Origin of the sequence: Erythrobacter sp. R86502, assembly GCF_042466465.1 — a bacterium.
Lineage (GTDB): Bacteria > Pseudomonadota > Alphaproteobacteria > Sphingomonadales > Sphingomonadaceae > Erythrobacter.
On the sequence record NZ_JAXHCJ010000001.1, the window covers coordinates 1,995,715 to 2,021,188 of the forward strand.

24 protein-coding genes and 1 tRNA gene are annotated in these 25,474 nt (G+C 64.5%); 21 read left to right on the plus strand and 4 right to left on the minus strand.

Going from position 1 to position 25,474, the window contains the following annotated elements; all coding sequences use genetic code 11:
* Window positions 1-14: 14 nt before the first annotated feature.
* Window positions 15-1,340, plus strand: coding sequence for a DUF2254 family protein (locus SJY33_RS09565; RefSeq protein WP_379922531.1), 1,326 nt, complete (start codon window positions 15-17; stop codon window positions 1,338-1,340).
* A 47-nt stretch (window positions 1,341-1,387) separates the two neighbouring features.
* Here the strand turns inward: SJY33_RS09565 and SJY33_RS09570 are convergent.
* Window positions 1,388-1,461: transfer RNA gene (locus SJY33_RS09570), tRNA-Gln, on the minus strand.
* A 182-nt stretch (window positions 1,462-1,643) separates the two neighbouring features.
* On the opposite strand from SJY33_RS09570, the gene SJY33_RS09575 reads away from it, so the two are divergent.
* A complete protein-coding gene (locus SJY33_RS09575) occupies window positions 1,644-2,924 on the plus strand; it encodes a Ppx/GppA phosphatase family protein (protein ID WP_379922532.1) in 1,281 nt (426 codons plus the stop codon).
* Window positions 2,921-3,580: an RlmE family RNA methyltransferase gene (locus SJY33_RS09580; protein WP_379922533.1), complete on the plus strand. Its 660-nt coding sequence runs from the start codon at window positions 2,921-2,923 to the stop codon at window positions 3,578-3,580. Before SJY33_RS09575 ends, SJY33_RS09580 begins: the two co-directional genes overlap by 4 nt.
* Before the next feature lie 57 nt (window positions 3,581-3,637).
* Here SJY33_RS09580 and SJY33_RS09585 read toward each other — a convergent pair whose 3' ends face one another.
* Window positions 3,638-4,387 (minus strand): c-type cytochrome, encoded by a 750-nt coding sequence (locus SJY33_RS09585; protein ID WP_379922534.1) that lies wholly within the window; start codon window positions 4,385-4,387, stop codon window positions 3,638-3,640.
* Window positions 4,388-4,506: 119 nt separating this feature from the next.
* Here SJY33_RS09585 and SJY33_RS09590 point away from each other — a divergent pair, with 119 nt between their 5' ends.
* From SJY33_RS09590 to bla, 8 genes are all read left to right on the plus strand, one after another.
* A complete protein-coding gene (locus tag SJY33_RS09590; RefSeq protein ID WP_379922535.1) occupies window positions 4,507-5,412 on the plus strand; it encodes a prephenate dehydratase in 906 nt (301 codons plus the stop codon).
* Between the two features lie 73 nt (window positions 5,413-5,485).
* Window positions 5,486-6,202: a hypothetical protein gene (locus SJY33_RS09595; RefSeq protein ID WP_379922536.1), complete on the plus strand. Its 717-nt coding sequence runs from the start codon at window positions 5,486-5,488 to the stop codon at window positions 6,200-6,202.
* Window positions 6,199-7,473 carry a DUF4350 domain-containing protein gene (locus tag SJY33_RS09600; protein ID WP_379922537.1) on the plus strand — a complete coding sequence of 425 codons (1,275 nt, stop codon included), beginning with the start codon at window positions 6,199-6,201 and terminating at the stop codon, window positions 7,471-7,473. The genes SJY33_RS09595 and SJY33_RS09600 overlap by 4 nt, the downstream gene beginning before the upstream one ends.
* A complete protein-coding gene (locus SJY33_RS09605; RefSeq protein ID WP_379922538.1) occupies window positions 7,470-8,432 on the plus strand; it encodes an AAA family ATPase in 963 nt (320 codons plus the stop codon). The genes SJY33_RS09600 and SJY33_RS09605 overlap by 4 nt, the downstream gene beginning before the upstream one ends.
* A gap of 1 nt (window position 8,433) precedes the next feature.
* Complete coding sequence (locus SJY33_RS09610) at window positions 8,434-9,798, plus strand: DUF58 domain-containing protein (RefSeq protein ID WP_379922539.1); 1,365 nt, start codon at window positions 8,434-8,436, stop codon at window positions 9,796-9,798.
* A gap of 7 nt (window positions 9,799-9,805) precedes the next feature.
* Window positions 9,806-10,879: a stage II sporulation protein M gene (locus SJY33_RS09615; protein ID WP_379922540.1), complete on the plus strand. Its 1,074-nt coding sequence runs from the start codon at window positions 9,806-9,808 to the stop codon at window positions 10,877-10,879.
* On the plus strand, window positions 10,876-11,784 hold the full coding sequence (locus SJY33_RS09620) for an RDD family protein (RefSeq protein ID WP_379922541.1): 909 nt from the start codon (window positions 10,876-10,878) through the stop codon (window positions 11,782-11,784). Before SJY33_RS09615 ends, SJY33_RS09620 begins: the two co-directional genes overlap by 4 nt.
* Window positions 11,781-12,716, plus strand: a complete 936-nt coding sequence (bla, locus tag SJY33_RS09625) for a class A beta-lactamase (RefSeq protein WP_379922542.1) — start codon at window positions 11,781-11,783, stop codon at window positions 12,714-12,716. The genes SJY33_RS09620 and bla overlap by 4 nt, the downstream gene beginning before the upstream one ends.
* 114 nt (window positions 12,717-12,830) lie before the next feature.
* Here bla and SJY33_RS09630 read toward each other — a convergent pair whose 3' ends face one another.
* On the minus strand, window positions 12,831-13,895 hold the full coding sequence (locus SJY33_RS09630) for an isoaspartyl peptidase/L-asparaginase family protein (RefSeq protein ID WP_379922543.1): 1,065 nt from the start codon (window positions 13,893-13,895) through the stop codon (window positions 12,831-12,833).
* A gap of 74 nt (window positions 13,896-13,969) precedes the next feature.
* On the opposite strand from SJY33_RS09630, the gene SJY33_RS09635 reads away from it, so the two are divergent.
* The 7 genes from SJY33_RS09635 (at window position 13,970) to SJY33_RS09665 (ending at window position 19,588) form a co-directional block, all read left to right on the plus strand.
* A complete protein-coding gene (locus SJY33_RS09635; protein ID WP_379922544.1) occupies window positions 13,970-14,482 on the plus strand; it encodes a GNAT family N-acetyltransferase in 513 nt (170 codons plus the stop codon).
* A gap of 16 nt (window positions 14,483-14,498) precedes the next feature.
* The gene (locus SJY33_RS09640) at window positions 14,499-15,449 is read left to right on the plus strand and encodes an SDR family NAD(P)-dependent oxidoreductase (protein ID WP_379922545.1); all 951 of its coding nucleotides are present in this window, start codon (window positions 14,499-14,501) and stop codon (window positions 15,447-15,449) included.
* Window positions 15,450-15,537: 88 nt separating this feature from the next.
* Window positions 15,538-16,695, plus strand: a complete 1,158-nt coding sequence (ispG, locus tag SJY33_RS09645; RefSeq protein WP_379922546.1) for a flavodoxin-dependent (E)-4-hydroxy-3-methylbut-2-enyl-diphosphate synthase — start codon at window positions 15,538-15,540, stop codon at window positions 16,693-16,695.
* Complete coding sequence (locus SJY33_RS09650; protein WP_379922547.1) at window positions 16,692-17,189, plus strand: thioredoxin family protein; 498 nt, start codon at window positions 16,692-16,694, stop codon at window positions 17,187-17,189. Before ispG ends, SJY33_RS09650 begins: the two co-directional genes overlap by 4 nt.
* Window positions 17,186-17,731, plus strand: a complete 546-nt coding sequence (locus SJY33_RS09655; RefSeq protein WP_379922548.1) for a manganese efflux pump MntP family protein — start codon at window positions 17,186-17,188, stop codon at window positions 17,729-17,731. The genes SJY33_RS09650 and SJY33_RS09655 overlap by 4 nt, the downstream gene beginning before the upstream one ends.
* Before the next feature lie 161 nt (window positions 17,732-17,892).
* Entirely contained in the window at window positions 17,893-18,816 is a 924-nt protein-coding gene (locus SJY33_RS09660) for a histone deacetylase (protein WP_379922549.1), read from the plus strand.
* Window positions 18,817-18,886: 70 nt separating this feature from the next.
* Window positions 18,887-19,588 carry a murein L,D-transpeptidase catalytic domain-containing protein gene (locus SJY33_RS09665; RefSeq protein ID WP_379922550.1) on the plus strand — a complete coding sequence of 234 codons (702 nt, stop codon included), beginning with the start codon at window positions 18,887-18,889 and terminating at the stop codon, window positions 19,586-19,588.
* 87 nt (window positions 19,589-19,675) lie between these two features.
* Here SJY33_RS09665 and SJY33_RS09670 read toward each other — a convergent pair whose 3' ends face one another.
* Complete coding sequence (locus SJY33_RS09670; RefSeq protein ID WP_379922551.1) at window positions 19,676-21,085, minus strand: L,D-transpeptidase family protein; 1,410 nt, start codon at window positions 21,083-21,085, stop codon at window positions 19,676-19,678.
* A 181-nt stretch (window positions 21,086-21,266) separates the two neighbouring features.
* Between SJY33_RS09670 and SJY33_RS09675 the strand changes: the two genes are divergently transcribed.
* The 3 genes from SJY33_RS09675 to SJY33_RS09685 all read left to right on the plus strand — a co-directional run bounded on the left by SJY33_RS09675 (window position 21,267) and on the right by SJY33_RS09685 (window position 25,461).
* On the plus strand, window positions 21,267-22,157 hold the full coding sequence (locus SJY33_RS09675) for a DMT family transporter (protein ID WP_379922552.1): 891 nt from the start codon (window positions 21,267-21,269) through the stop codon (window positions 22,155-22,157).
* 128 nt (window positions 22,158-22,285) lie between these two features.
* Window positions 22,286-24,958 carry an aconitate hydratase AcnA gene (gene acnA, locus SJY33_RS09680; RefSeq protein WP_379922553.1) on the plus strand — a complete coding sequence of 891 codons (2,673 nt, stop codon included), beginning with the start codon at window positions 22,286-22,288 and terminating at the stop codon, window positions 24,956-24,958.
* An 8-nt stretch (window positions 24,959-24,966) separates the two neighbouring features.
* A complete protein-coding gene (locus tag SJY33_RS09685; protein WP_379922554.1) occupies window positions 24,967-25,461 on the plus strand; it encodes a rhodanese-like domain-containing protein in 495 nt (164 codons plus the stop codon).
* Window positions 25,462-25,474: the final 13 nt, after the last annotated feature.

The window sequence follows — 25,474 nt, forward strand, 5'->3', positions numbered from 1 at the left end:
AGGTAAAACTTCGGATGGATCATCTACTGCCGGTAAAAGGCCAGAAGGGCTGGCAGCTGCGCCGATTGCTGGGCAATTACTGGGCGCTTGCTGTGCTGGCTGTCGTGCTTGGCGTCCCGGTTGCGCTCGGCATTCTGGCGGCTGACAGGGCCGGCCTGACGGCATGGCTGATCGACGCCGATCTGGCGCCTGTTGCGACATCCGACACCGCACGCGATTTCGCCGGCGTCGCCGCCGGCGTCAACGCCGCCTTCATCAGTCTGTATTTTTCGATCACGCTCATTGTCCTGTCGCTGGCAGCCAGCAATCTGGGTGTCCGCCTGATTGATCGGTGGCTGGACAAGCGTTTGGTTCGGGTGTCGATTGCAGGCCTGTCGTTCAGCCTCGTGGTCACGCTTTGCGCGATGCTGGCGATCGATCCCGAAGCGCCCCTGCCGCAGACCCCGCTTGCACTCACCGGCATGGTGCTTTTGCTTCAGCTGGTCAACGTCGCCATGCTTGCAGTGTCGCTGCATGATCTGGGACGGTCGATGTTTGTCGACAGGGCCATCGCCGCGCTGCGCCGCGATGCTTCCGTTCCCCCGGCCAACCTGATCGCCCAGCTTGATAGCCCGCAGCGCGAATGGACCGTCGTGATCGTCGCCAAACGCGATGGCTATGTTGAAGGGGTGGATTGCCGCGCAATCGCACAAGCTGCGCCTGCTGCCGCCGTCATCCGAGTGTGCGCTGCGCCCGGACAGCACGTGGCGCGCGGCGAACCCTTGATCGCCATTGCTGGAAACGATCGCGCAGCCCGGATCGAAGTTCGCAAACTTGAGCGCGCAGTGCCTGTCGACGATTTCCGCAGCGATGGACAAGGCACGGTGTTCCGTATTCGGCTGCTTGTGGAAATTGCCGCGCGTGCGCTGTCACCGGCTATCAACGATTTCTACACCGCGCTCACCTGCAGTGATGCCCTGATGCTGGTCATGCGCGATCATCGCAGCACGTGGATCAACGACAATCGAACCGCGTGCTGGGCGCCGGATTCGCGCCTTGAGCTTCCCGGTCAGGATTTTGCCAGCCTTTTCGGCGATCCGCTGGCCGCGTTCCGGCAGGCGGCATGCGATTATCCGTCGGTATCGATCCGGATGATCGACAATCTGGCGCGGTTGATCGGGATGGAAGATCAGACAACGGAAGCATCACCGCACAGGAACGCCTGGCTGGCAGCGCAAGCACGCTTGCTGGCAGACCATGCAATATCACGCGCACAACATGACGCCGACCGCCACAGCATCGCTGAAAGCCTGGCATCGCTGGAGCGCAGCATGACAATTGCGCCCGAACGTAAAGCTTAAGCACAAGGTCGCCTTGGTCAAACGCCGGGTCATGTCAGGGGGGTGATTGGATGCCCCGCAAGGATTCGAACCTTGATTGACGGAGTCAGAGTCCGCTCTCTTACCATTAGAGGACGGGGCATCAGTCGTCTGCCGGACACAGTCCGGCGGTCTTGACGAGCGCGCTCCCTAGTTTCGTGCAGGGCCAAGGTCAAGCGTCTGTTGCACGTGGATCGCTTGCTCTTGGTGAATGCTTGGGTTAGCTTGGCGCCAAGTGCCATGTGCCCGGTGCGGCGTGCATGGTGATATGAAAGTACAGTGATCATGGCGGCAACACTTCCGCCGGACAAGAATAAAAGAGCTGGGAAGAACCGGGGCGGCAAGTCCGGCAAGGTAGCCGATTTTCGCTACAAGCGCCCCCCTCAGCCCGATGCCCGAAGCGGTGGCCGTGAGGCCCGCGCAAAGGATATCAATGGAGACGTGCGGCGCGCTGTGCGCGCTGGGCATAATGGTGGGCGGCCCAGCCCCGATCTTGCTGACATTGGCGCCATCAAGGCCGCGGCGGGACACGGCGAAGCCTACGCCGCGCTGGATCTGGGCACCAACAATTGCCGGCTGTTGATCGCCCGCCCCTCGGGCCGCGATTTCACGGTGATCGATGCCTTTAGCCGGGTGGTGAAACTTGGCGAAGGGCTTGCCACCAGTGGCCGCCTGTCCGATGCGGCGATGGACCGCACGCTGGGCGCGCTCAACATCTGTGCCGACAAGCTGCAGCGCCGCAATGTCCGACTGGCGCGATCGGTCGCGACCGAAGCCTGCCGCCGCGCCGAAAACGGTTTTGCCTTCATCGAACGCGTGCGCCGCGAAACGGGTATCGCGCTCGACATCATCAGCGCCGAAGAAGAAGCGCGGCTTGCCGTATTGGGGTGCCACATCCTGTTGGAAGATGGCACTGGCCCAGCGGTGATTTTCGATATCGGCGGCGGATCGACTGAACTGGTGCTGGTCGAAGCGGGCGACGAAGGCAGCCGTGTGCCGCGCATCCTTGATTGGCAAAGCGTGCCGTGGGGGGTTGTCTCGCTGACCGATACGGTCGGGCGCGCCGAAGACAGCGAAACCGCCCGCGTCGCACGATTTGCCCGGATGAAGGCGATGGTGGCCGAAAGTTTCGCGCCGTTTGCCAGCCGGGTAGCCGCAGCAGCGCAGCACACCGATATTCGCCTGCTGGGAACCAGCGGCACGGTGACCACGCTGGCCAGCCTGTATCTGGAATTGCCCAGTTATGACCGCAAGGCGGTGGATGGGCTGATCGTGCCCTCCGGCGAAATGCGCGGCATCAGCGCGCGGCTTTCCGTCATGACCCCTTATGAACGCTCCACCCTGCCCTGCATCGGACAGGACCGCGCCGAACTGGTGGTGGCAGGATGCGCCATTCTAGAGGCGATACTCGACCTGTGGCCCGCACGAAGGCTGGGTGTGGCAGACCGCGGGATTCGCGAAGGTATCCTGCGCAGTATCATGGCAGCCGAGCGGGAATCGGAACGATCGCTCAAGGCCCTGCACAAGCAACGTTTCAGCCAGACGTCAGGAAGACCTGTACAATGACCCGCGGCACCAAGGCTCCCAGCAAGCGCGTCAAGACCGCCAAAGGCCGTACCGCCAGTCAGGTGCGCTGGCTGGAGCGTCAGCTCAACGATCCTTATGTGCGCGCCGCCAAGGCCGACGGCTATCGCAGCCGCGCCGCTTACAAGCTGATCGAACTCGATGAAAAATTCGGCCTTCTGAAAGGCGCGCAGCGGGTTGTGGATCTCGGGATCGCGCCGGGTGGCTGGAGCCAGGTGGTGCGCGCCAAATCACCCAAGGCCGAAGTGGTGGGCATCGACCTTCTCGAAGTCGAACCGCTGGAAGGCGTCACCATTTTCCAGATGGACTTCATGGCCGATGACGCGCCGCAAAAGCTGTCCGAGGCACTGGGCGGCGCGCCCGATCTGATCCTGTCGGACATGGCCGCCAACACGGTGGGCCACAAGCAGACCGATCACCTGCGCACGATGGGACTGGTGGAGGCTGCGGCGTGGTTTGCGGCCGAAAATCTGGCGCCGGGCGGCGGCTTTGTTGCCAAGGTGCTGGCAGGCGGCACCGACAGCGAATTGCTGGCGTTCCTCAAGAAGCATTTCACCGCCGTCAAGCACGCCAAACCTCCGGCAAGCCGCAAAGGCTCGTCGGAGTGGTACGTCATCGCTCAGGGATTCAAGGGCTAAGCATTGCTGGCAGCGGCCGCGGACATGGGCCGCATCCGCACCGCAACGCGCCCCTGCCTATTGGGCTGCGCCGGGGTTTGAAGGCACGGGCTGATCGGCGCTGGCACCGCCAGCCGCTTCGGCCGCGCTTGCATCTTCGCCATCAACAGGGGCGGCGGCATCGGCCGGATCGGGCGCACCTGCGGTCCCATCGGCGGCTGCATCGGGCGCTGCTTCGGCAGTGAAGGCCGGCAGCGCGATATTGGCGCCCTTGGAATTCAGATAGGCGGCAATCGCGGCGCGATCTTCAACCTTGGAAAGACCGGCAAAGCTCATTTTCGTGCCCGAAACGTAGCCCTTGGGGTTCTTGAGCCACAGGTTCATCTTTTCCCAATCCCAGTTGCCACCCAGCGCCTTCAATTCGGCGCTGTAGGCAAAACCGCCCTTGGAGGCGATCGGGCCGCCCATCACACCGGCAAGGTTGGGGCCGATGCCATTGGCAGCGCCTGCATCGATCGTGTGACAGCTCTGGCACTTGGAATAGGCTTTTTCGCCTGCCGCAATCAGTTCGGCAGCGGGCATCGCGTTCAGCGCTTCTTGGATGGAAACTTCGGCCGGGCCGGCGCTTTCATCGACCACGCCTTCGATCACATAGCCCAGCTGTTCGGGGCGCTGCGGATCGTCGCCGTGGAAATACTTGCTTGAGAGGATCGAAAGACCCAGTCCCAAAGCGGCAGCGCCCAGCACCCAGCCGGCCGCCGTGTTGATCAGATCGCCGCCGCCGTTCTGGCCTGCAGCGTTATCCTGCGAAGAGTTATCCTGTTTCATCTCGGGCGTCCCATAGTGTTGCCTGACCCTGCACGCAAGACTGATCGTGGCATGAAATCGTGCAGCTTTTGCAAGCAGGCTTGTGCGCTGGTGCCTGCGGCTCTAGGCGCGCAGCCAACATGCGCTCCTTTCCCGGCCCTGCCCTTGCGATCGTTGACCGGATGCGCGCCGTCGCTGCAGCCGAACCGGCGCGTGCCATCGCGTTTCAGGGATCGCCCGGGGCCAATTCGCACCGGGCCGCCAGCGAGGCGCGCCCCGCCCTGCACCCGCTGCCCTGTTTCAGTTTTGAAGATGCGCTGGACGCGGTGAAGGACGGGCGGGCAAGCCAGGCCATCATTCCGATCGAAAATTCGCAGCACGGGCGCGTGGCCGATATCCATTTCCTGCTGCCTGAAAGCGGGCTGCACATCATCGGCGAATATTTCATGCCGATCCACCACGCATTGATGGCACTTGGCGCCCACGATGAAGGTCGCTCGTTCGAGGCGGCCTACAGCCATCCGCAAGCGCTTGGGCAATCGCGCCACTACCTGCGCAAGCGCGGCATAGTGCCCTTGAGCCATGCCGATACGGCAGGCGCAGCAGCCTATGTGGCCGAACGCGGCGATCACACCATCGCTGCGATTGCCCCAGCGCTGGCGGCAGAATTGTACGGCCTCACCATAATCGAACACAATGTCGAAGACAGCGCCGACAACATGACCCGTTTCGTGGTTCTCGCAGCCGATCCGCTGGACAGCGCGGGTCTGGCAGGCCGCCCGGTCATGACCACCTTCATCTTTGAAGTGAAGAACATCCCGGCTGCGCTTTACAAGGCGCTGGGCGGGTTCGCCACCAATGGGGTCAACATGACCAAGCTGGAAAGCTACCAGCAGGGCACCAGCTTTTCGGCGACCACATTCTATGCCGATATCATGGGCGCGCCCGGTGATCCGGCGGTGGACCGGGCGATGGAGGAATGCGCGTTCCATTCCAAGGAATTGCGTATCCTTGGCAGCTACGAACAGGCACGCGCACGCGGGTAAGGCAGCGCGGGCCGCGCGGGCCTGCGCTTTCCCGTTGCACAGCAGCAGGCAGCGTGTCACCACCGGCGCCGGGATGACCGCAGCGCCTGCTTCTTCACCGACCGCAGCTTGGGCCACAACAGGCGTACCGCCGCCTGCCGGATGGGATGCGTTGCGCGCCGAAGGGCGGGTGCAGTTCGCGCCGGTCGAAATACCGCCCACCGTTCCTGCCCCGCCGGGCTGGTTGGAACGCGCCTTGGCGGACCTTGCCGAAATGCTTGGCGAATGGCTCGCCCCGGTCGGGCAGGTGCTGGGCGATTCGTGGGCATGGTTGCAATGGGCGATGCTGGGATGCGCCGTGCTGATCGCAGCCGTGTTGCTGATGCGCGTGCTTGCGGCGCGTCTGGCGCGGCCATCGGGCACCAGCGCGACGGCGCCCGCCAAGGCCGAAGGCTGGCAACCCGGCCGCGCAGAAACCATCGCGCTGCTCGATGATGCCGACCGCCTCGCTGCGCAAGGACGCTACGAAGCGGCCACGCGCCTGCTGCTTCAACACAGCATCGGACATATTGCCGATGCGCACCCGGCTCAGGTCGAACCGGCCAGCACCGCACGCGAACTGGCCGCATTGCCCGTCTTGTCTGCCACCGCTCGCGCCGCCTTTGCAATCATGGCAGAACGGGTTGAACGATCGCTGTTTGCGCGGCGCATGCTTGATCGCGGAGATTGGGATGCAGCACGGGCGGCCTATGCCGATTTTGCACTCGCCGCGCTGGAACCGCATCCCGCAGCGCAGACGATCCGCGCATGAACTCGCCGCCAGCATTTTCACGCGGCGGAGTGCTGGCATTGGTGCTGGGCGGTTTCGCGCTGCTGGTGGCGGGGCTTTATCTGATCGGCACAGGATCGGGTCTGGGCGGCGATGAAACCGATGCGCAGGCCCATGCGGCGGCCACCGGGCTTAACGGTTATGCCGGGCTGTCGGCGCTGGCCGAGGCGCAGGGTTACGCCGTCACCCTGTCGCGCAGCCACGAAACGCGCACCGCGCAAGGGTTGCTTGTACTGACCCCGCCCGCGTCATCCAGGGCCGAAGACATTGCCGCCATCCTTGCAGAACGGTCCGAACGTGGCCCGACGCTGGTGATCCTTCCCAAATGGACGGCCATCCCGCCCTCTGCGCAGCTGACAAACGATCAGCGTCGCAGTTTCAGGCGCGGCTGGGTGATTCTGACCGGCGGGCAGCTGGCACCATGGCCTGCGCTGCTGCCGCCGCCGTTTCGTTTCGCGCACAGGCCTGTCCCGGCGGTGTCGGGCGCGGGCCCGGCCCGGTGGCAGGGACTGGGTCTGCACGGAGTCCTGCCCACAGCGGCGGGCGCCTACGCCGCGCCTGCCTTTGCGCACGATGTGCTGATCGCCGATACAGGCGGGCGGGCGCTGGCCTTTGCGGCTCGGCGCAGCGCCAATAGCGTCGCCAAAGCTGAGCAATACCCGGTCGTCTTTCTGGTAGAGCCGGATCTGGCCAACAATTACGGGCTTGCCGATCCTGTTCGCGCTGCTGCGGTGATGGCATTGGTGGCGCGGATGACCGCTGATGCGCAAAGCTCCGCTGTCACCTTCGATCTGACGCTGAACGGTTTTGGCGCTTCGGAAAACCTGCTGACGTTGGCATTTCGTCCGCCCTTTCTTGCCGCCACTCTCAGCCTGCTGGTGGCGCTGCTGATCGTAGGGTGGCGGGGGTTACGGCGGTTCGGCCCGCCCGCAACACGCGGCGCGCCCGACATCGCGTTTGGCAAAAGCCAGCTGATCGCCAATGGCGCCGGTCTGATTGTCAGGGCGCGACGGTTCGGATTGCTGGGCGCGCCCTACACGGCGGCGATGGCGCGGCGGCTGGCGGACCGGCTTGGCCTTGCGCGGCCCGATCCCGCGGCAATCGATACAGCGCTGGCCCGCCGCCTGCCGGACGAGGAACCCTTTACCCGCCGTGCAGCACGGATGCAGGCGGCCCGCCGGCCCGCCGATATTCTGGCCGCCGCGCAAAGCCTTGATGCACTCCACTCCAAACTTTCGCAGGGACAATCATGACCATGACACTCGACGATGTCCGCAGCCTTGCCGCGGCGATCCGGGCCGAGATGGCAAAGGCGATCGTGGGGCAGGACGCAGCGATCGACATGCTGCTGGTGGCTTTGCTGGCCGAAGGGCACGTGCTGCTGGAAGGCCCGCCGGGCACCGCCAAGACGTTCCTTGCCAATGCCTTTGCCACCGCACTGGGCCTCGATTTCGGGCGCATTCAGTTTACGCCCGATCTGCTGCCTGGCGACATTCTGGGATCGAACCTGTTCAACTTCCAGACCAGCCAGTTCACCCTCACCCGCGGCCCGGTGTTCTGCGATCTGCTGCTGGCAGACGAAATCAACCGCACCCCGCCCAAGACGCAGGCTGCGCTGCTTGAAGCGATGCAGGAACGCCGCGTGACGCTGGACGGAGAAACGCACCTTCTGCCCGAACGCTTCATGGTGGTGGCAACCCAGAACCCGATCGAAAATCAGGGGGTCTATCCCCTGCCCGAAGCGCAGCTTGATCGATTTCTGTTCAAACTGCTGATGCCCTATCCTGACGAGGATGAAGAAACGCGGATTGTTGCTACTTACGGCCAACGCGCCGGTCCGAGGCGGGCCAGCGATCTGGGGGTTCGGGCCATCACCGATGCCGCCGGACTATCGGCTGCTACCCGGGCGCTGGCACAGGTGACGGTCGCAGACGAGATTACCCGCTATGTCGTGCAGCTGATCCGCGCCACCCGCACATCTGCCGATCTGATCGTCGGCGCGTCGCCGCGGGCGGCGGTGCTGCTTGCCGGGGCGGCACGCGCCCGCGCCGCGCTAGAGGGGCGCGCCTATGTCATCCCCGATGATGTCAAGGCGCTCGCGCTGCCGGTGCTGCGCCACCGCCTGACCCTGTCACCCGCTGCCGAGATCGAAGGCCGCGACATGGAAACACTGGTCGCCGCTCTGATCGACGCGACCGAGGCGCCGCGCTGACGTGCAAGCCGCGCCGCCATCACCGCCGCTGCCTGCGCTATCGGTGCAGACCATTGCCCCGACGCAGCGGGCGGCGTGGATCGCGGCCGGGTTGGCGCCGGTGGCGGTGGTGGTGGCCGCGACCGCGCCGGGCGCGTGGATCATCGCGCCGGTGATGGGGCTGGCGCTGCTGGCGCTGGTGCTGATCGATGCGCTGCTGGCAGGCCCGGTGATGGACTGGGGGATCGACACCCCGGACGATATGGAAATCGGCCAGCCTGCCCGCCTGCGCGTCCATGCCACGTTTGCAAGGCCGATCATGGGCGACGCCCGCATAGCGATCAGCGCCGATCCGCGCGTGCTGGAACGCGGCCGCGCTGTCATCGATCTTGCTGCGTCGCAGCACGGCGGGGTGTGGGACGGCGCGATCGCTGTCACGCCCACCCGGCGCGGCACGGCGCGGTGGGGCACCGCATGGCTGGCATGGCCCGGCCCGCTGGGTCTTGGCGCGCGGCAGGTGACACAGGATCTGGGCCGCACCGTGCGTATCTGGCCCGACATTTCGCCTGTGCGTTCACCCGACTTGCAGACCTTTCTGCGCAACGCCCAGATCGGCCTCATCAATCGCAGAATCCGGGGTGAAGGCACCCAGTTCGAAGCGCTTTCGGAATACGAGGCCGGAATGGATCGCCGCCGGATCGACTGGAAAGCCAGTGCCCGCCACAGCCGCCTGTTTGCGCGGGAGAACGAAAGCGAACGCAACAACCAGATCGTTTTCGCCTTCGATTGCGGACAGGCCATGTGCGAACCGGTGAACGGCGTTCCCCGCATCGACCGCGCCGTATCGGCGGCCTTGACCTGCGCTTACGTGGCGCTGAAAGGCGGCGACAAGACCGCGCTGTTCGGCTTTGCCCGGACCCCGCAATTGATGACCCCCTTCATTGGGGGCGCCCGCGCCTTTCACCGCTTGCAAAGCGCGGCCGCCAGTCTTGATTACCAGCCCGTCGAACCCAATTTCACGCTGGCTCTGGCCACGCTGACAGCGCGTCTCAAACGCCGATCGCTGGTAGTGATCTTTTCCGATTTCACCGATCCCACCGCCGCTGAACTGATGATCGAAAGCCTTGGCCGGCTGGTGGGCAAGCATCTGGTGCTGTTTGTCACCATGACCGACACCGAGGTCGAAGATTACATCACCGCCCCGCCCCATGACATTGCCACGCTGGCGCGCAGCGTCACCGCCGACAGCCTGGCGCAGCAACGCAAGCTGGTGCTGACCCGATTGCGCCGGCTGGGGATCGATGTGCTTGAAGCACCGTGGGCAGCGATCGGGCCGGGGCTTATCGACCGGTATCTCACCATCCGCCGCAGCGAAGCGATCGGGTGAAGGCCGGATGAAACTGCCAGCCCTGCCCCGATGGTTCGGACACCGCCGCGACGAAGCCCTGCCCGATCTGGGCAGCGCCGCGCTGCGGTCCGACCGCTTCCGGCAGGAGCGCGAAGGCGACTGGCGGCGGCTTGACGCCATTGTGACGCGGATGGAACGCGGCGGGTTGCGACGGATCGCCGATGATGATCTGATTGCACTGCCCGCATTGTACCGCATTGCCGCATCCAGCCTTGCGGTTGCGCGCGAAACCAGCCTTGATGCGGCAACGCTCGCCTATCTCGACGCGCTGGTGCAGCGGGCGTGGTTTCAGGTCTATGGGCCGCGAATGGGGTTCGTCCGCTGGCTACGCGACTTTCTGCTTGGCGGGTGGAGCCGCGCAGTCCGCGCCCTGTGGCTCGACATTGGCATCGCGCTGTTCGTGATGGTGGCAGGCACGATCGTCGGCTGGCTGCTCGCAGCGCAGGACGAAGCGTGGTTTTACCGCTTGGTCCCCACAGGCGGCGGCGACAGCCGGACGCCGGGCGCCAGCCGCGATCAATTGCTCGCCACACTTGCCGCAGAAGACAGCACATCGGGTCTTTCGGCCTTCGCTGCGCAATTGTTCGGGAACAATTCGGCGGTGTGCATCCTCGCCTTTGCGCTGGGCTTTGCCTTTGGCATCCCATCGCTGTTGCTGCTGGTGCACAACATGGCGCTGCTGGGCGCGCTCTTGTGGCTGTTTGATGGGCAGCGGCTGGTGGTGGAACTGGCCGCATGGCTCAGCGTGCACGGCACCACCGAACTGTTCGGTATCCTGCTGGCGGGCGCTGCGGGATTGCATATCGGGCGGTCGATGGCCTTTCCCGGCGATTCTGCGGTGCTTGATGCCGCGGCCGCAGCGGGACGGCGCAGCGCGGTGGTGATGGTGGGCGTGGTGATCATGATGATCGTGGCCGCGCTGCTCGAAGCCTTTCCGCGCCAACTGGTCGATGACACCGCGGGACGGTTCGTCATCGGGGGGACGATGCTGCTTGTGTGGCTGTCCTATTTCTTCCTCTACCGGGTCGAACCGGCGCCCGGTCGCGGGGATGCGGCATGACCGGGCGCGTCCGCACCCTGATCACGCCCGAAGGCCTGACCCTGCCGCTGATGCTGGCAACCCGTGCATCGCGCGCCGGCGGACTAATCATCGATATGATCGTGATTGCCGCAGGTCTATTCGCGTTCGATCAGATCATGCGTCTTGTCTTTCAAGGCGTGATGGACGGGGCCGGTTCCGATCCTGCGCAATCGTCGCGCGCGGCGGCAGAGTTTGTTGCGGTTGTGTCGGTGCTAGTGGGCTTTGCCACGTGGTACGGCTATTTTCTGGTGCAGGAACTGGGGCCGCGCGGCGCAACGCTGGGCAAACGGCTGGTCGGCATCCGCATCGCCGCCCGCGGCGGCGGGCGCCTGACACCCGAAGCGGTGATCGCCCGCAATCTGCTGCGCGATGTCGAGATTTTCTATCCGCTGATCGGATTGCTGATGGTGCTGGGGCAAAGCGTACAGGGCGAAGATTCCGGGATGCTGGGGTGGGTGATAGGTGGCTGGCTGCTGGTGTTCCTGCTTTTCCCCTTCTTCAACCGCGATGCCTTGCGTGCGGGCGATGTGATCGCGGGAACCTGGGTGGTCGAACGGCCCGGCACCCGGCTGGCCGCCGTGCTGAGCGCGCAGGGCGCCGCCATGGCCGAAGGCGCCTCTGACGTGACCGGCGTGCGCTACGCCTTTGGCGAGGCGGAACTTTCAGTGTACGGGGAACGCGAGCTGCAGACGCTCGAACGGCTTTTGCGCGATGGGCAACCCGATGCGCTCAAGGCCGTGCACGCCGCGATCTGCCGCAAGATCGGGTGGGACCCCGGCGCAGGCGATGAAAGGGCTTTTCTCGAAGCCTTCTATGCGCAATTGCGAAAGCGGCTGGAGGCGAACATGCGGTTCGGCAAACGCAAGGCGGACAAGTTTTCATGATGATCGATCGGCGGTTTTTCATCGGTGGCACGCTGGCGCTGGGGGTTTCGGCCTGCATTCCGCCCGACCAGAGCCCGCTGGGCCGGCTGGCGGCGGAGCTGCGGATCATCGAGGCGGCAGGCGATGGCACGCTGGGGGTGGAAATCTACAACACCGCCACCGGGCAATCGGTCGGTCTGAACAGCGACCGCCGTTTTGGCCATGCGTCATCCTTCAAGCTTTCGCTTGCTGCGCTGCTGTTGCAGCGCGATGCGGCAGGAACGATCGACGCGGATCGGCACGTGCTGTGGGGCGAGGCGGACATGATCCCCCACGCGCCTTTCACCCGGGAACGCATGGCGACCGGCGCCACCTTGCGTGAATTGGCGCGCGCAGCGCAGATCACCTCGGACAATCCGGCAGCCAATATCCTGCTGCGCGAACTCGGCGGCCCGGCGGCGCTGACCGCGTTCTGGCGCAGCATCGGCGATGATGTCAGCAGGCTCGACCGGACCGAGCCCGAACTGAACAACGTCCCCACCCCCGAATTCCGCGACACCACCACCCCCGCCGCGATGGCGCGCACCGTGGCAAAGCTGATTTACGGTGACGTGCTGCCGGAGCCTGAGCGGGCGGAACTGAAAAGCTGGATGATCGCCACCGAAACCGGCCTGACCCGCGTGCGGGCCGGGCTTCCTGAAGGCTGGGTGGCGGGCGACAAGACCGGGACCAGCGGGCTGATCGGCGGGACCGAATACAACTACATCGACATCGGGTTTGCCGAAGGACCCAAAGGCGAAGGCCCGCTGACCTTCGCCTGCTATTTCCGCGCCCGCCAGACCGAACCCCGGATGCAGCCGATTGGCGCGGAAACGCTGGCGCGGGTGGGCCGCGTCATTAAGGAATTCGCCGAGCCGGAACGCGGGTTGCCGCTGGTGGGGAAGATTTACTAGCTAGCCCCGTTCGGGCTGAGCTTGTCGAAGCCCTGCACTTTCTTTTCGGTTTGTGGCTTACGAAGAAAAGCAGCCCTTCGACAGGCTCAAGGCGAACGGCGTTCGGTTGTCCGATCAATGATCCGTTGTCACCGAAGCCGTCGCTTCGCCGCCGAAAATCGCCACCTCGCTCACACCCGCACTAGTCGCGCGGCCGCGATACATACCGGTGGTGTTGAAGCTGAAGATCGCATGGCCCTCGGGGGTGACGAGGATCACCCCGCCATCGCCGCCCAGTGACTTGACGTCAGCCATCACCGCATCCGCGATATATTGCGCTTCGTCCCGTTCGACGGGCTTGGCGGTTTCGTCACCCTCAGCCATCGCGGCCTTGGCTTCATTGGTGGCGCGCAACCGCGCACAAATCTCGTGCGCCACGCCGACCCGCAGGAAATACTCCCCCCACCCTGTCGCCGAGACCGCACAGGCGCGATTATCCGCATAGGTCCCCGCGCCAATCACCGGCGCATCGCCGACGCGGCCCCAGCGCTTGCCGGTCATCCCGCCCGTGGACGTCCCCGCTGCCAGATTGCCGTTCTGGTCGAGCGCCACCGCGCCGACCGTGCCGAACTTGTGATCGACATCCAGCGCCGAAAGCTTCCGCGCCTTCATCCGCTCCAGCGCCTCGGCCCTTGCAGGCGTGGCGAAATATTCGGGCGGGGTCACGGCAAAGCCCTTTTCCGCCGCAAACGCCTCCGCGCCCGCGCCCATCAGCATCACGTGCTCGCTCTGCGTCCGCACCGTGTCGGCTAGCAGGATCGGGTTCCTGACCGTCTTGACCCCCGCTACCGCGCCTGCGCTGCGGTCGCGCCCGTCCATGATCGACGAATCGAGTTCGTTCGTCCCGTCCCAGGTGAACACCGCGCCGCGCCCTGCATTGAACAGCGGCGAATCCTCCATCGGGATGATCGCAGCTTTCACCGCATCCATCGCAGAGCCGCCTTCGGCCAGCACTTTCGCCCCCGCATCCAGCGCGACCTGCAACGCCGCCTCGTATTCAGCGCGGCGTTCCGGGGTCATTGTGTCGGGATCAAGCGTCCCTGCCCCGCCGTGGATCGCAATCGACCATTTGGGGGCCTCCTCAGCAAAGGCAGGCTGCGACAAGAAAGCGAGGGCGATGGCCGCGATGAGTTTCTGCATGGTCGCAAGGTGTAACGCGCGCCTTCGCGTTGTGCCAGCTTAACAGCGCCGCCCCTGCACGCTACGCGAGCGACATGATCTATCGCCCTGCCACCCCCGCCGATGCTTCCGCGCTTGCCAAACTGGGCGCGGATACCTTCGTCGCCGCCTTCGGCCACCTTTACCGTGCGGCCGACCTCGAAGCCTTCCTTGCCGAAGTTCACGATACGCAGGCGGTCGCAGCCGAGATTGCCGGACGCGAATGCACGCATTGTCTGGTCGAACATGACGGCGCGCTGATCGCGTTCTGCAAGCTACGCTACCCCAGCCACTACACCGCCTATTCGCAGGCCCGCCGCCCGCTCGAACTTGCGCAGCTTTACGCGCTGCCCGGCCATACCGGCGCAGGCATTGGCGCACGGTTGATGGACTGGACGCTGGGGCAAGCCAAGGTGGGCGGCCATGATGCGATCGTGCTGTCGGTCTATGCCGAAAACTACGGCGCGCAGCGGTTCTACCAGCGCTATGGCTTTGGCAAGATCGCGGACATTACCTTCCGGGTGGGGGAACATCTGGACCCGGAACTCCTATACGAATTGACGCTGTAGCCACAGGAGAGAGAGCATGAGCACATTCGGCAGGGAAAGCACCGCGGACGAGGTGCTGGATGGCATCGACCTTGGCGGGATGACGGTTTTCGTCACCGGCGCCAATTCGGGGTTGGGGCAGGAAACATCGCGCGCGATGGCAGCCAGGGGCGCACATATCATCATGGCCGGACGCGATCAGGGCAAGTTGGATGAGGCGGTGGCCGAGATCCGCGAAAGTGTGCCCGATGCGCAGCTCGATACCATCGCAATCGACCTCGCCTCGCTCGAAAGCATTCGCGCCGGCACATCGCGCGCGCGCCAGCGGTTCGAAAAGATCGACATTCTCATCAACAATGCCGGCGTCATGGCAACGCCCTTCGAACATACCAAGGACGGGTTCGAACGCCAGCTGGGCACCAATCACCTCGGCCATTTTGCCATGACCGCCGAACTGATGCCGCTGATCGAGCGCGGTTCGGCCAAGCGGATCGTCAACCTGTCGAGCCGCGGACATCACATGGCGCCGGTCGATTTCGACGATCCGCATTTCACGCAGCGCCCCTATGATCCGTGGACCAGCTACGGCCAGTCCAAGACCGCCAATGTGCTGTTCACCGTCGGGATCGAACAACGTTACGCGGTGATGGGTATCCACGCCTACGCGGTGCATCCCGGCGGGATCGAGACCAATCTGGGGCGCCACATGACCCCCGAAATGCGCGAAGCGCTGATGGCGCGGATCGGCAGCCGCGACAGTGGCTTCCAGTGGAAGACGATCCCGCAGGGCGCGGCGACCACCTGCTGGGCCGCGACCGCTCCTGAACTTGAAGGCCAGGGCGGCGTCTATTGCGAAGACTGCCACGTTGCAGAAACCGACAATGATTCCGCCAGCGGCGGCGTGCGTGCCTATGCGGTCAATTCCAGCTTTGCCGACCGTCTGTGGAAGATGAGCGAGGAGATGACCGGGGCAAAGTTCCCGACGTAACGCGGCGGGCGGGTCGGCGGCCAGCGAGCTTGCGGCCGGCCCCCGTCTATCATTGCAGGCCCGCGCTTTGCAGCCTATATTGCCCTGCATGTCTTCCATTCGCCCGTGGCGCACAATCGAACGGCGCAAATCGCGTCAGATCATGGTGGGGAATGTCCCCGTTGGCGGTGATGCCCCCATCACCGTGCAAACCATGACCAACACCCCCACAGAAGACGTGCGCGCCACGCTCGACCAGATCCGGCGGTGCGAGGAAGTGGGCGCGGATATCATCCGCGTGTCCTGCCCGACCGAAGAATCGACCCGCGATTTCAGAACGATCACCCGCGAAGCGCGTATCCCGATCGTGGCGGACATCCATTTCCACTACAAGCGCGCCCTTGAGGCGGCAGACGCGGGCGCGGCGTGTTTGCGCATCAATCCCGGCAACATCGGATCATCCCAGCGCGTCGCCGAAGTGGTGCGCGCCGCCAAGGCCAATGGCTGCGCGATCCGCATCGGGGTGAACGCCGGAAGCCTCGAGAAAAACCTGCTGGAAAAATATGGCGAGCCCTGCCCCGAAGCGCTGATCGAAAGCGCGCTCGACCACATCAAGCTGCTGCAGGACCACGATTTCCACGAATACAAGGTGGCGGTGAAGGCCAGCGACGTGTTCCTTGCCGTCGCGGCGTATCACGGACTTGCCGAGACGGTCGATTGCCCGTTGCACCTCGGCATCACCGAGGCAGGCGGTTTGATCGGCGGCACGGTGAAGTCGAGCATCGGCATGGGCAGCCTGCTGTGGGCCGGGATCGGTGACACGATCCGCGTCAGCCTGTCGGCGGAGCCGGAAGAAGAAATCAAGGTCGGCTACCACATGCTGAAGGCGCTCGGCCTGCGTACCCGCGGCGTGCGGGTGGTATCCTGCCCCTCATGCTCGCGGCAGGGGTTCGACGTGATCCGCACGGTCGAAACACTCGAAAAGCGGCTCGAACACATCAAGACCCCGATGAGCCTTTCGGTGCTCGGCTGCGTCGTCAACGGCCCCGGCGAAGCGCGCGAGACCGACATCGGCCTGACCGGCGGCGGCAATGGCAAGCACATGGTCTACCTGTCCGGCCTGAAGGCGCACGCGATAGATGACGAGGCGATGCTCGATCACATCGTCCGGCTGGTCGAGGAAAAGGCCGCTGCGATCGACGCGGGAGAGGCGACGGCCTTCGATCCGCACGCCGCGCCGCAGCAACCGGCAGAAGCCGCAGAGTGATCCGCACGAGCATTGCCGGATTGCTGGCGCTAACGCTGGCCGCCTGCGCGATGGTGCCCCTGACCTCCGCCCACCCCGAGGCGCGCCTCTATGCGCCGGAAGCCAATGCCATGGCCGATGTCGACGCTGCGTTCGCCCGCGCCGCCGCCAGCGGCAAGCGGGTGCTGCTGGTGATGGGCGGCAACTGGTGCCACGATAGCCGTGCGCTGGCCGGATGGCTTGAAACGCCGCGCTTTGCCGCGCTGACGGCGCAGGCTTACGAGGTCGTCTATGTCGATGTCGGCGTGCCGCAAACCGGCAAGGGCCGTAATCTCGACATTGCCCGCCGCTTCGGCCTTGACGACATGCCCGGCACGCCCGCGCTGCTGGTGCTGACCGCCGAGGGCACATTGCTCAACCGTGACACCGCCACAAGCTGGCGCAATGCAGCCAGCCGCAGCGAAGACGCGATCTACGCCGATCTTGCCGCGCTGGCCGAAACCCCGGTCCCATGATTGCGGCGCTCTTTCTGGCGTTAGCGCTGGCGATGGATGCCTTTGCCGTGGCCTTGACCCAGGGTGCGCGGTGCCGCCCGGGCGTTCAAGGTACGCTTGCCATCGCGCTGACATTCGGGCTGTTTCAGGGCATCATGCCGCTGATCGGCTGGGGCATCGGCGCGGTGGCGCTGGCCTATGTTGCAGCGGTGGATCACTGGATTGCCTTCGGGCTGCTGGCGTTTCTGGGGGCGCGGATGCTGCGCGGCAACGGTGGCGATGACGAAGCGGACTGCGCGCTTACCGGAAAGGCGCTGATGATCGCAGGCCTTGCCACCAGCATCGATGCGCTGGCGGCAGGTGTCACGTTGCCCGCGCTCGGCATCAGCCCGATGATCGCCTTCGTTCTGATCGGCGGGATTACCGCGGTGATGAGCGGCGCGGGCGTCATGCTGGGGCGCATCGCGGGGGATCGCTGGGGCGCTTGGGCCGAACGGGCGGGCGGGGTGATCCTGATCGCGCTGGGCTGCAAGATCCTTGCCGAACATTCGGGATGGCTGTGACGCTGTCCTACATCGCATCAAGCTGGCATGACTGCGGACATGCCCCGCTTGCCGCCCAACTCCCGCTGCTTTTGCAACCATCGCTGCGGGCGGCGCGTATTTTTGGTTCCTGAACAGTGTCTCATGTGTCTCATGGTTCAGGATTGAGGCTGCTGACCTGAATGCTCCACGTCGTCCATCATGCCGATTACATGGCTCCCCGGCCCGAACGGGGCACGTTCCGATTCGACAAGTATTACCTCGTGATGGAGGAACTGCGTGCCAGCGGCGCACCTGTCACCGAACACGCCCCGCAGCCGATGCCCCGGGAATGGCTGGAAGCGGTGCATTGTCCCGACTATGTCGATCAGGTGTTCCGGGCCGATGTGCCGCGCGACAAGGAACGGCGGATCGGCTTTCCTGTCACCCCCGCGATCCGCGACAGGGTGCGCCACACCAATGGCGGCACCTGGCTCGCCGCGCAGCTTGCCCGCAGCCATGGCTATGCCGCCAACTCCGCTGCGGGAAGCCATCATGCGCTGCACGACACCGGCGCAGGCTACTGTGTCTTCAACGATCTGGCCGTCACCGCCAACCGCCTGATTGCCGAAGGCGATGCGCGCCGCGTGCTGATTGTCGATCTGGACGTGCATCAGGGCGATGGCACCGCCAGCCTTACCGCGGGCCGTCCCGACATCTTCACGCTGTCACTGCACGCCGAAAAGAACTTCCCTGTCAGAAAAGCGCGCTCCAGCCGCGATGTCGCTTTGCCGGATGCAACCGACGATGATGGCTACATGGCGGCGCTGACACGCCACCTGCCCGATGTGCTGGCGGATTTCGTCCCCGATTTCGTGCTGTATCAGGCAGGGGTCGATCCGCACCATGATGACAAGCTGGGGCGGCTGGCGTTGAGCGACGCCGGGCTGGCAGCCCGCGACCGCTTCGTGATCGGCGAAGCGCGTCGCCGCGCCTTGCCCATCGCCAGCGCGCTGGGCGGCGGATACGGTGATGATCCGCGCCGGGTGGCAGCGCGCCACGCGGCTTCGATGTTGACCATGGCCGAGGCGAACAGCGCGTTTCCAGCACCTTCCTCCACGAGATGAGGCAGGGCTGCGATAAACCGTTGCGCCCTTCTATTGGGAACGCGCCCGTGCAGGTTTACGTTGTGTGGCAATGAAGCGTCGCGACCTGTTGAAAAGCACTCTAGCTGTCGGAGCGGCCCTAGCCTTGCCAGGGCGGCTGGCGGCGACGGTCGCACCCGGCTCACGCCGCGATCGGATCCTGTTCGATGTCGCCGCGCGTGAACTGGCGCGGGCTGGCGATGCGGTGTGGAAGCGCGATATTGTCGGGATCGCGGATTTCGGCCTTCATTCGGCAAAACCGCGCTTTCACTTCGTCAATCTCGATCGCGGCGATGTGCAATCCTATCACGTCAGCCACGGCACGGGGTCGGACCCGCAGCATGATGGTTGGCTCAAGCAGTTCAGCAACACCGAAGGTTCGAACGCCACCAGCCGCGGTGCCTATATCACTTGGGAATGGTACAAGGGCCGGTATGGCACGTCAGTCCGGCTGGGCGGGCTTGACCACAGCAATGAAGCAGCGCTGCGCCGCTACATCGTGATGCACCGCGCCGATTACGCCGAACCGGCGCATCTTGACCGCTACGGCCGACTTGGTCGCTCCAACGGCTGCTTCGCCATGGGCGAAGAACAGTTCCGCATCGCGCTGATGCAGCTTTCGGGCGGGCGGTTGCTGTTTGCCGATTCGCTGGGTCTGGAAGAAGACGGCAGCATCCAGCCCGTGCCCGAACTTGCGATGATCGAACGCGCCCCGCTCGACCTGTCGCCGCGGCCTGCCATCAGCGCGTATTAAGCCGTTTCCTACACCCGCAAGCAGGGCTAGCCGGAGCCGGTTCACCGTCCGGCTCCTTGCTATTGTCGTATCGGCGTTTCAGACGCCCTAGCTGTCCTGAAGGTCGTCCTCGATCACGATCACTTCGTCGGTCGGCACCGTTGTCCGGTTGCGCACCCGCGGCTTGTCGAGGCTGGCGAGCACGGGCGCATCGCGATTGTAGATGTCCTTGAACGTCGCCATCTCGCCATTGATATCGGATGCCATCGTGAAATAGGTGATGTAGGCGGGCCACTGCTTTTCCAGCATGACCTTGGTGTATTTGCCCGAGGTCGAAATCGCCACGGCCTCATCCTTGGTCGCGCCCTTGCCCAGGATCGCCATCGTCATTGCCAGTTCCAGCGCGCGTTCGGTGCGGATGCAGCCATGGCTCAGCGCGCGGCTGTCGTTGGCGAACAGGTGGCGTGACGGCGTGTCATGGAAGAAGATCGCGTGTTCGTTGGGCATTTCGAGCTTCATCTGCCCCAGCGAATTGCCCGGCCCCGGCTGCTGCACTACCGAAACATAGCCATTTGCGCTCTTGGTGGCGACATAGCCGTTGCGCCTGCCCCATGCCGGGTTGCCAAGCACCTTGGCGCCCAACCCTTCGCCCTTGACGATCGATTGCGGCACCGTCCAGGTTGGGTTGAACACAACACCTTCGACCACTTCGGCCAATTGCGGCGTTGCGGTCCGGCCGGGCTTGCCGACCACGGTGCGGTACGTGCTGATGATTCGGTCACGCACGGTCAGGCGCAACTGGAATTCGGGCACATTCGTAATGAGGTATTGCGAACCCAGGTCGCGGCCCAGCCAGCGCCAGCGGTCCATGTTGGCGCGGACCAGCTTGCGCTTGGCTGCGTTGCTTTGCGGCGTGGCGGCGAGTTCCGCCTTGAGCTTGGCGTAATCGGGATGGGTCGGGTTGAGCGCCATCAACGTCCCGGCGATATCGCCGCTCACCAGCGCGGTTTCCATGACCTTGCCGGCAGGGTTCAGATCACGGTCGGGATCGACCACGAACCATTGTTCGCGCGCTTCCATCGGGGTGCGCCCGTCGCGCAGGTCTTCGACCAGCCAGACAAAGCTTTGCGAGGCAAGTTCGTTCAACTCTGTCGAAGGGCCTGAGGCCAACGCCGTGCGCAGCGGTTCAAGATCGTAGTCCTTCGGATCAAGGCCTTCGGCGCCGATCCCTTCGATCACCGCGACCAGGCGGGCCGCCTGACCCACGGTCCAATTCTGCACCAGAGGCACGGCGGCTTCCTCGCCCTGAACAACCGGCTGCGAAACCGTTTCGCCGAACACCTCGGCAACGGATTCGCGCGGCGGCGGCATTGTCGATCGAAGCGGGCCGCCTTGTTCTTCACTGCGCACAGGCTGTGTGCCTGCCGACGCCGTGGCCGCGCCGTCCTGCGCAAAAGCGGTGCCCGCCACCAGCGCTGCTACGGCGATGCTGCCTGCCAATTTGCCGGAAAACTTCATTTCAATACTGCCTTTTTGCTCCAAGCCCCCGCGACAGCGGCGGCGCAAATCACGCATGTCATACGCGCTGAGCCATGGCCCTATCAACCATCTTGGCTTTCACCTGGATTAATGTGGCAATGCAGCGGCGTCGATGTGTCTTTGGGGTGACCCCTGCGCCTGCGCCGCGTAAGACAGGCTTATGCCGCCGCATCGTCACGCCCTGCTGCCCTTCGCCGTCGCACTGGCGGGCGTCGGATTTCTGTCATTGATGGATGCGTTCATGAAAGACGCCGCGCTGCTGATCGGCGCTTACACAGCGACGCTGCTGCGCGCCTTCATCGGCGCGGCGCTGATTGCACCGATCTGGCTGGCGCGCGGGGCGCGGATGCCATCGCGCAGTGTGTGGCGGCTGCATTGGATTCGCGGCGTGGTGTCGGCCTTCATGGCGCTGACCTTCTTCTTCGCCTTGACCCGCCTTCCCCTCGCCGAAGCGATCGCCTTGAGCTTCATCGCGCCGCTGATCGCCCTGTTCCTTGCCCGGGTCTTGTTGGGAGAGGTCATCAGCCGGGCGGCCATCGGCGCCAGCGGTCTGGGCTTTGCGGGCACGCTGGTGATCGTGGGCGGACGGATCGGGCAGGGCCAGTTCGACAGCTGCATGGCGCTGGGTGTGGCCTCGCTGTTCCTGTCAGCCGTGCTCTATGCCTACAACTTCATCGTGATCCGGCAGCAGGCACAGGTGGCAGGGCCGTTGGAAATCGCCACCTTTCACAGCGGGATCGGCGGGTTGGTGCTGCTGACCCTCGCCCCGTTCCTTTGGACGCCGCCGTCCGCCGATGCGCTGGCACCCTTGCTTGCGGCCGGCGCGCTGACCGTGGCTGGTTCGCTCTCGATCGCTTGGGCCTATGCCCGCGCCGAAGCCAGCGCCTTGGTCCCGACCGAATATTCGGGGTTCGTCTGGGCGAGCATCTTTGGGTGGCTGTTCTTCCGCGAGGCACTGACATGGCCGACCCTGGCGGGCACGGCGCTGATCGTAGCGGGGTGCTGGCTGGCTGCCCGGCCCGCGCGGACTTCAGCGATCCCGGCGGTTTAAGTCATTCCGGTAGGCCAGATATGGCCTTGGCCCCCTTGACCTTGCGCGTCTAACAGCGCAGGTGCGCCCGTGAAAACCGCGCCCTTGGTGGATCGGGGGCGGGACAATCGAAAAGGATGAACCCTCCCATGACCGCAATCGGCCAGGATTCGCTCGGCACTCGTCAGACCCTCGATGTGGGCGGCAAGCAATACGCCTATTACTCGCTCGCCAAGGCGGCTGAGCAACTGGGCGATGTGTCGCGCCTGCCGATTTCGATGAAGGTGCTGCTGGAAAACCTGCTGCGCTTCGAAGATGCCGGCTTCACGGTGGATCGCAAGCACATTCAGGCCATCGTCGATTGGCAGAACAACCCTGCCACGGGCGAGGAAATACAGTACCGTCCGGCGCGCGTGCTGTTGCAAGACTTCACCGGTGTGCCCTGTGTGGTCGATCTGGCCGCGATGCGCGACGCGATCAAACAGCTCGGCGGCGACACCGCCAAGATCAACCCGCTGGTGCCGGTCGATCTGGTGATCGACCACTCGGTGATGGTGGACGAATTTGGTCACCCCAAGGCGATGGAAGCCAACATGGCGCTCGAATACGAGCGTAACGCCGAACGCTACGACTTCCTCAAGTGGGGCTCCAAGAGCTTCAAGAACTTCACCGCCGTCCCTCCCGGCACCGGCATCTGCCATCAGGTGAACCTTGAATATATCGGCCGCGGTGTGTGGTCCTCCGAAGGGCCGGACGGCGTCATGGTCGCCTACCCCGATACTTGCGTCGGCACTGACAGCCACACCACCATGATCAATGGTCTGGGCGTGCTGGGCTGGGGCGTTGGCGGGATCGAAGCTGAAGCTGCAATGCTCGGCCAGCCGGTGTCGATGCTGATCCCCGAAGTGGTCGGTTTCCACCTCGAAGGCGCAATGGCCGAAGGCGTCACCGCGACTGATCTGGTGCTGACCTGCGTGCAGATGCTGCGCGAAGTTGGCGTGGTAGGTCGCTTTGTCGAGTTCTACGGCCCCGGCGTCGCCAACCTCACCCTCGCTGACCGCGCCACGATCGCCAATATGGCGCCCGAATACGGCGCGACCTGCGGCTTCTTCGGTATTGATGACAAGACGATCGAATACATGCGCCTCACCGGCCGCAGCGAAGAGAACATCGCGCTGGTCGAAGCCTATGCCAAGGCGCAGGGCATGTGGTTTGATCCCGCCAATGTGCCGGTCTTCACCAAGACGCTCAAGCTGGACATGGCCGCTGTCGTCCCCAGCCTCGCCGGCCCCAAGCGCCCGCAGGACAAGGTGATCCTGCAGGAGGTGGACGATCTGTTCAATTCCGACCTTTCGAAGATCTATGGCAAGTCCGCTGCCGCCCGTGTCGCCGTTGAAGGCGCTGCCCACGACATCGGCGATGGTGACGTGGTGATTGCCGCGATCACCAGCTGCACCAACACCTCCAACCCTGACGTGCTGATTGCCGCCGGTCTGGTGGCCAAGAAGGCCAATGAGAAGGGCCTGAAGCCCAAGCCGTGGGTCAAGACCAGCCTGGCGCCGGGCTCGCAGGTGGTGACAGACTATCTGGTGAAGTCGGGTCTGCAACATCACCTTGATGCGATCGGGTTCGATCTGGTCGGCTATGGCTGCACCACCTGCATCGGCAATTCCGGCCCGCTGGCCGCGCCGATCAGCCAGGCTATCAACGGCAATGATATCGTCGCTGCATCAGTGCTCTCGGGCAACCGCAACTTCGAAGGCCGCGTCAGCCCCGACGTGCGTGCCAACTTCCTCGCATCGCCGCCGTTGGTGGTGGCTTACGCGCTGAAGGGCACCGTCACCGAAGACATCACCACCACCCCGATCGGGCAGGACCAGAACGGCAACGACGTGATGCTCGCCGACCTGTGGCCTTCAAACGCCGAAATCGCCGAAAACCGCGCCGCCAACATCGACCGTTCGATGTTCGTCAACCGCTACGCCAACGTCTATGACGGTGACGAGCACTGGCAGGCGATCACGGTTGAACCGTCCGATACCTATCAGTGGCGCGCGGGCAGCACCTATGTCGCCAACCCGCCCTATTTCGAGGGCATGACCATGACGCCCGCGCCGATCATGGACATCGTCGATGCCAAGCCGCTCGCGATCCTTGGCGATTCGGTCACCACCGATCACATCAGCCCCGCCGGTTCGATCAAGGAAGATAGCCCCGCAGGTTCGTTCCTCAAGGCAAACCAGGTGGCAAAGCGCGACTTCAACTCCTACGGCTCGCGCCGCGGCAACCATGACGTGATGATGCGCGGCACCTTTGCCAACATCCGCATCAAGAACGAAATGGTCCCGGGCGTCGAAGGCGGTTTCTCGACCTATCAGGGTGAGACGATGCCGATCTACGATGCGGCGATGCGCCACAAGGATGACGGCACCCCGTTGGTAGTGATCGGCGGCAAGGAATACGGCACCGGCTCGTCGCGCGACTGGGCGGCAAAGGGCACGATCCTGCTGGGCGTGCGGATGGTAATCGTCGAAAGCTTCGAGCGTATTCACCGGTCCAACCTTGTCGGCATGGGCGTATTGCCCCTGCAGTTCAAGGAAGGGGACACCCGCGAAACGCTCGGCCTCTCGGCCGATGACACCTTCTCGATCCGCGGCCTTGCCGATCTAAAGCCCGGACAGGACATCGCTGTCGAAGTGACCCGGCCTGACGGTACGGGCTTCACCTTCACCGCGCTGTGCCGCATCGATACCGCAAACGAGATGGAATATTACCGCCACGGCGGCATTCTCCATTACGTCCTGCGCAAGCTGGCATCCTGACGCCAGCCATGAAAGCCCCCCCGTTCCTTGCCGCTCCGGCTGTGCTGTTCGCCTCGGCGCTGACAGCTTGCGGGGGCGAGGGCGGCGGGGAGGATGGCTCTCCTGCTCCGCTGGGCTTTGAACTGGCATTTGCCGGAGTATCATCCGGTGACAGCGCGGCAGAAGCGGCCGAACCGGGCCCGCAGGCTGCGCTGATCGCGCTCAGTCCGGATGAATTGGCCGACCGGATTGCGCTAGGCCATGTCCGTCTGATCGATCTGCGCACCGATGCCGAAATCGCCGAAGGCATCATTACCGGAGCGGAGCACATCCCGCTGGACCAGTTCGATCCGGCGTCGCTCGATCTGTCCGACGGACGAGAGGTGGTGCTCTACTGCCGCTCGGGTCGCCGTTCGACCATCGCAGGCGAACGTTTGGCGCAAGTCACGGGCGCGCCTGCGGTGCATCTTGGCGGCGGCATCATTGCCTGGCAGGCCGCAAACCGTCCGATCGAAACGCCTTGATGCGGTGAAGCAG

Bases quoted from the DNA above. Each gene is read 5' to 3' on its own strand.
- SJY33_RS09565 (WP_379922531.1), top strand. From the start codon at position 15: ATGGATCATCTACTGCCGGTAAAAGGCCAGAAGGGCTGGCAGCTGCGC.
- SJY33_RS09575 (WP_379922532.1), top strand. From the start codon at position 1,644: ATGGCGGCAACACTTCCGCCGGACAAGAATAAAAGAGCTGGGAAGAAC.
- SJY33_RS09580 (WP_379922533.1), top strand. From the start codon at position 2,921: ATGACCCGCGGCACCAAGGCTCCCAGCAAGCGCGTCAAGACCGCCAAA.
- SJY33_RS09585 (WP_379922534.1), bottom strand. From the start codon at position 4,387: ATGAAACAGGATAACTCTTCGCAGGATAACGCTGCAGGCCAGAACGGC.
- SJY33_RS09590 (WP_379922535.1), top strand. From the start codon at position 4,507: ATGCGCTCCTTTCCCGGCCCTGCCCTTGCGATCGTTGACCGGATGCGC.
- SJY33_RS09595 (WP_379922536.1), top strand. From the start codon at position 5,486: ATGACCGCAGCGCCTGCTTCTTCACCGACCGCAGCTTGGGCCACAACA.
- SJY33_RS09600 (WP_379922537.1), top strand. From the start codon at position 6,199: ATGAACTCGCCGCCAGCATTTTCACGCGGCGGAGTGCTGGCATTGGTG.
- SJY33_RS09605 (WP_379922538.1), top strand. From the start codon at position 7,470: ATGACCATGACACTCGACGATGTCCGCAGCCTTGCCGCGGCGATCCGG.
- SJY33_RS09615 (WP_379922540.1), top strand. From the start codon at position 9,806: ATGAAACTGCCAGCCCTGCCCCGATGGTTCGGACACCGCCGCGACGAA.
- SJY33_RS09620 (WP_379922541.1), top strand. From the start codon at position 10,876: ATGACCGGGCGCGTCCGCACCCTGATCACGCCCGAAGGCCTGACCCTG.
- bla (WP_379922542.1), top strand. From the start codon at position 11,781: ATGATGATCGATCGGCGGTTTTTCATCGGTGGCACGCTGGCGCTGGGG.
- SJY33_RS09630 (WP_379922543.1), bottom strand. From the start codon at position 13,895: ATGCAGAAACTCATCGCGGCCATCGCCCTCGCTTTCTTGTCGCAGCCT.
- SJY33_RS09635 (WP_379922544.1), top strand. From the start codon at position 13,970: ATGATCTATCGCCCTGCCACCCCCGCCGATGCTTCCGCGCTTGCCAAA.
- SJY33_RS09640 (WP_379922545.1), top strand. From the start codon at position 14,499: ATGAGCACATTCGGCAGGGAAAGCACCGCGGACGAGGTGCTGGATGGC.
- ispG (WP_379922546.1), top strand. From the start codon at position 15,538: ATGTCTTCCATTCGCCCGTGGCGCACAATCGAACGGCGCAAATCGCGT.
- SJY33_RS09655 (WP_379922548.1), top strand. From the start codon at position 17,186: ATGATTGCGGCGCTCTTTCTGGCGTTAGCGCTGGCGATGGATGCCTTT.
- SJY33_RS09660 (WP_379922549.1), top strand. From the start codon at position 17,893: ATGCTCCACGTCGTCCATCATGCCGATTACATGGCTCCCCGGCCCGAA.
- SJY33_RS09665 (WP_379922550.1), top strand. From the start codon at position 18,887: ATGAAGCGTCGCGACCTGTTGAAAAGCACTCTAGCTGTCGGAGCGGCC.
- SJY33_RS09670 (WP_379922551.1), bottom strand. From the start codon at position 21,085: ATGAAGTTTTCCGGCAAATTGGCAGGCAGCATCGCCGTAGCAGCGCTG.
- SJY33_RS09675 (WP_379922552.1), top strand. From the start codon at position 21,267: ATGCCGCCGCATCGTCACGCCCTGCTGCCCTTCGCCGTCGCACTGGCG.
- acnA (WP_379922553.1), top strand. From the start codon at position 22,286: ATGACCGCAATCGGCCAGGATTCGCTCGGCACTCGTCAGACCCTCGAT.
- SJY33_RS09685 (WP_379922554.1), top strand. From the start codon at position 24,967: ATGAAAGCCCCCCCGTTCCTTGCCGCTCCGGCTGTGCTGTTCGCCTCG.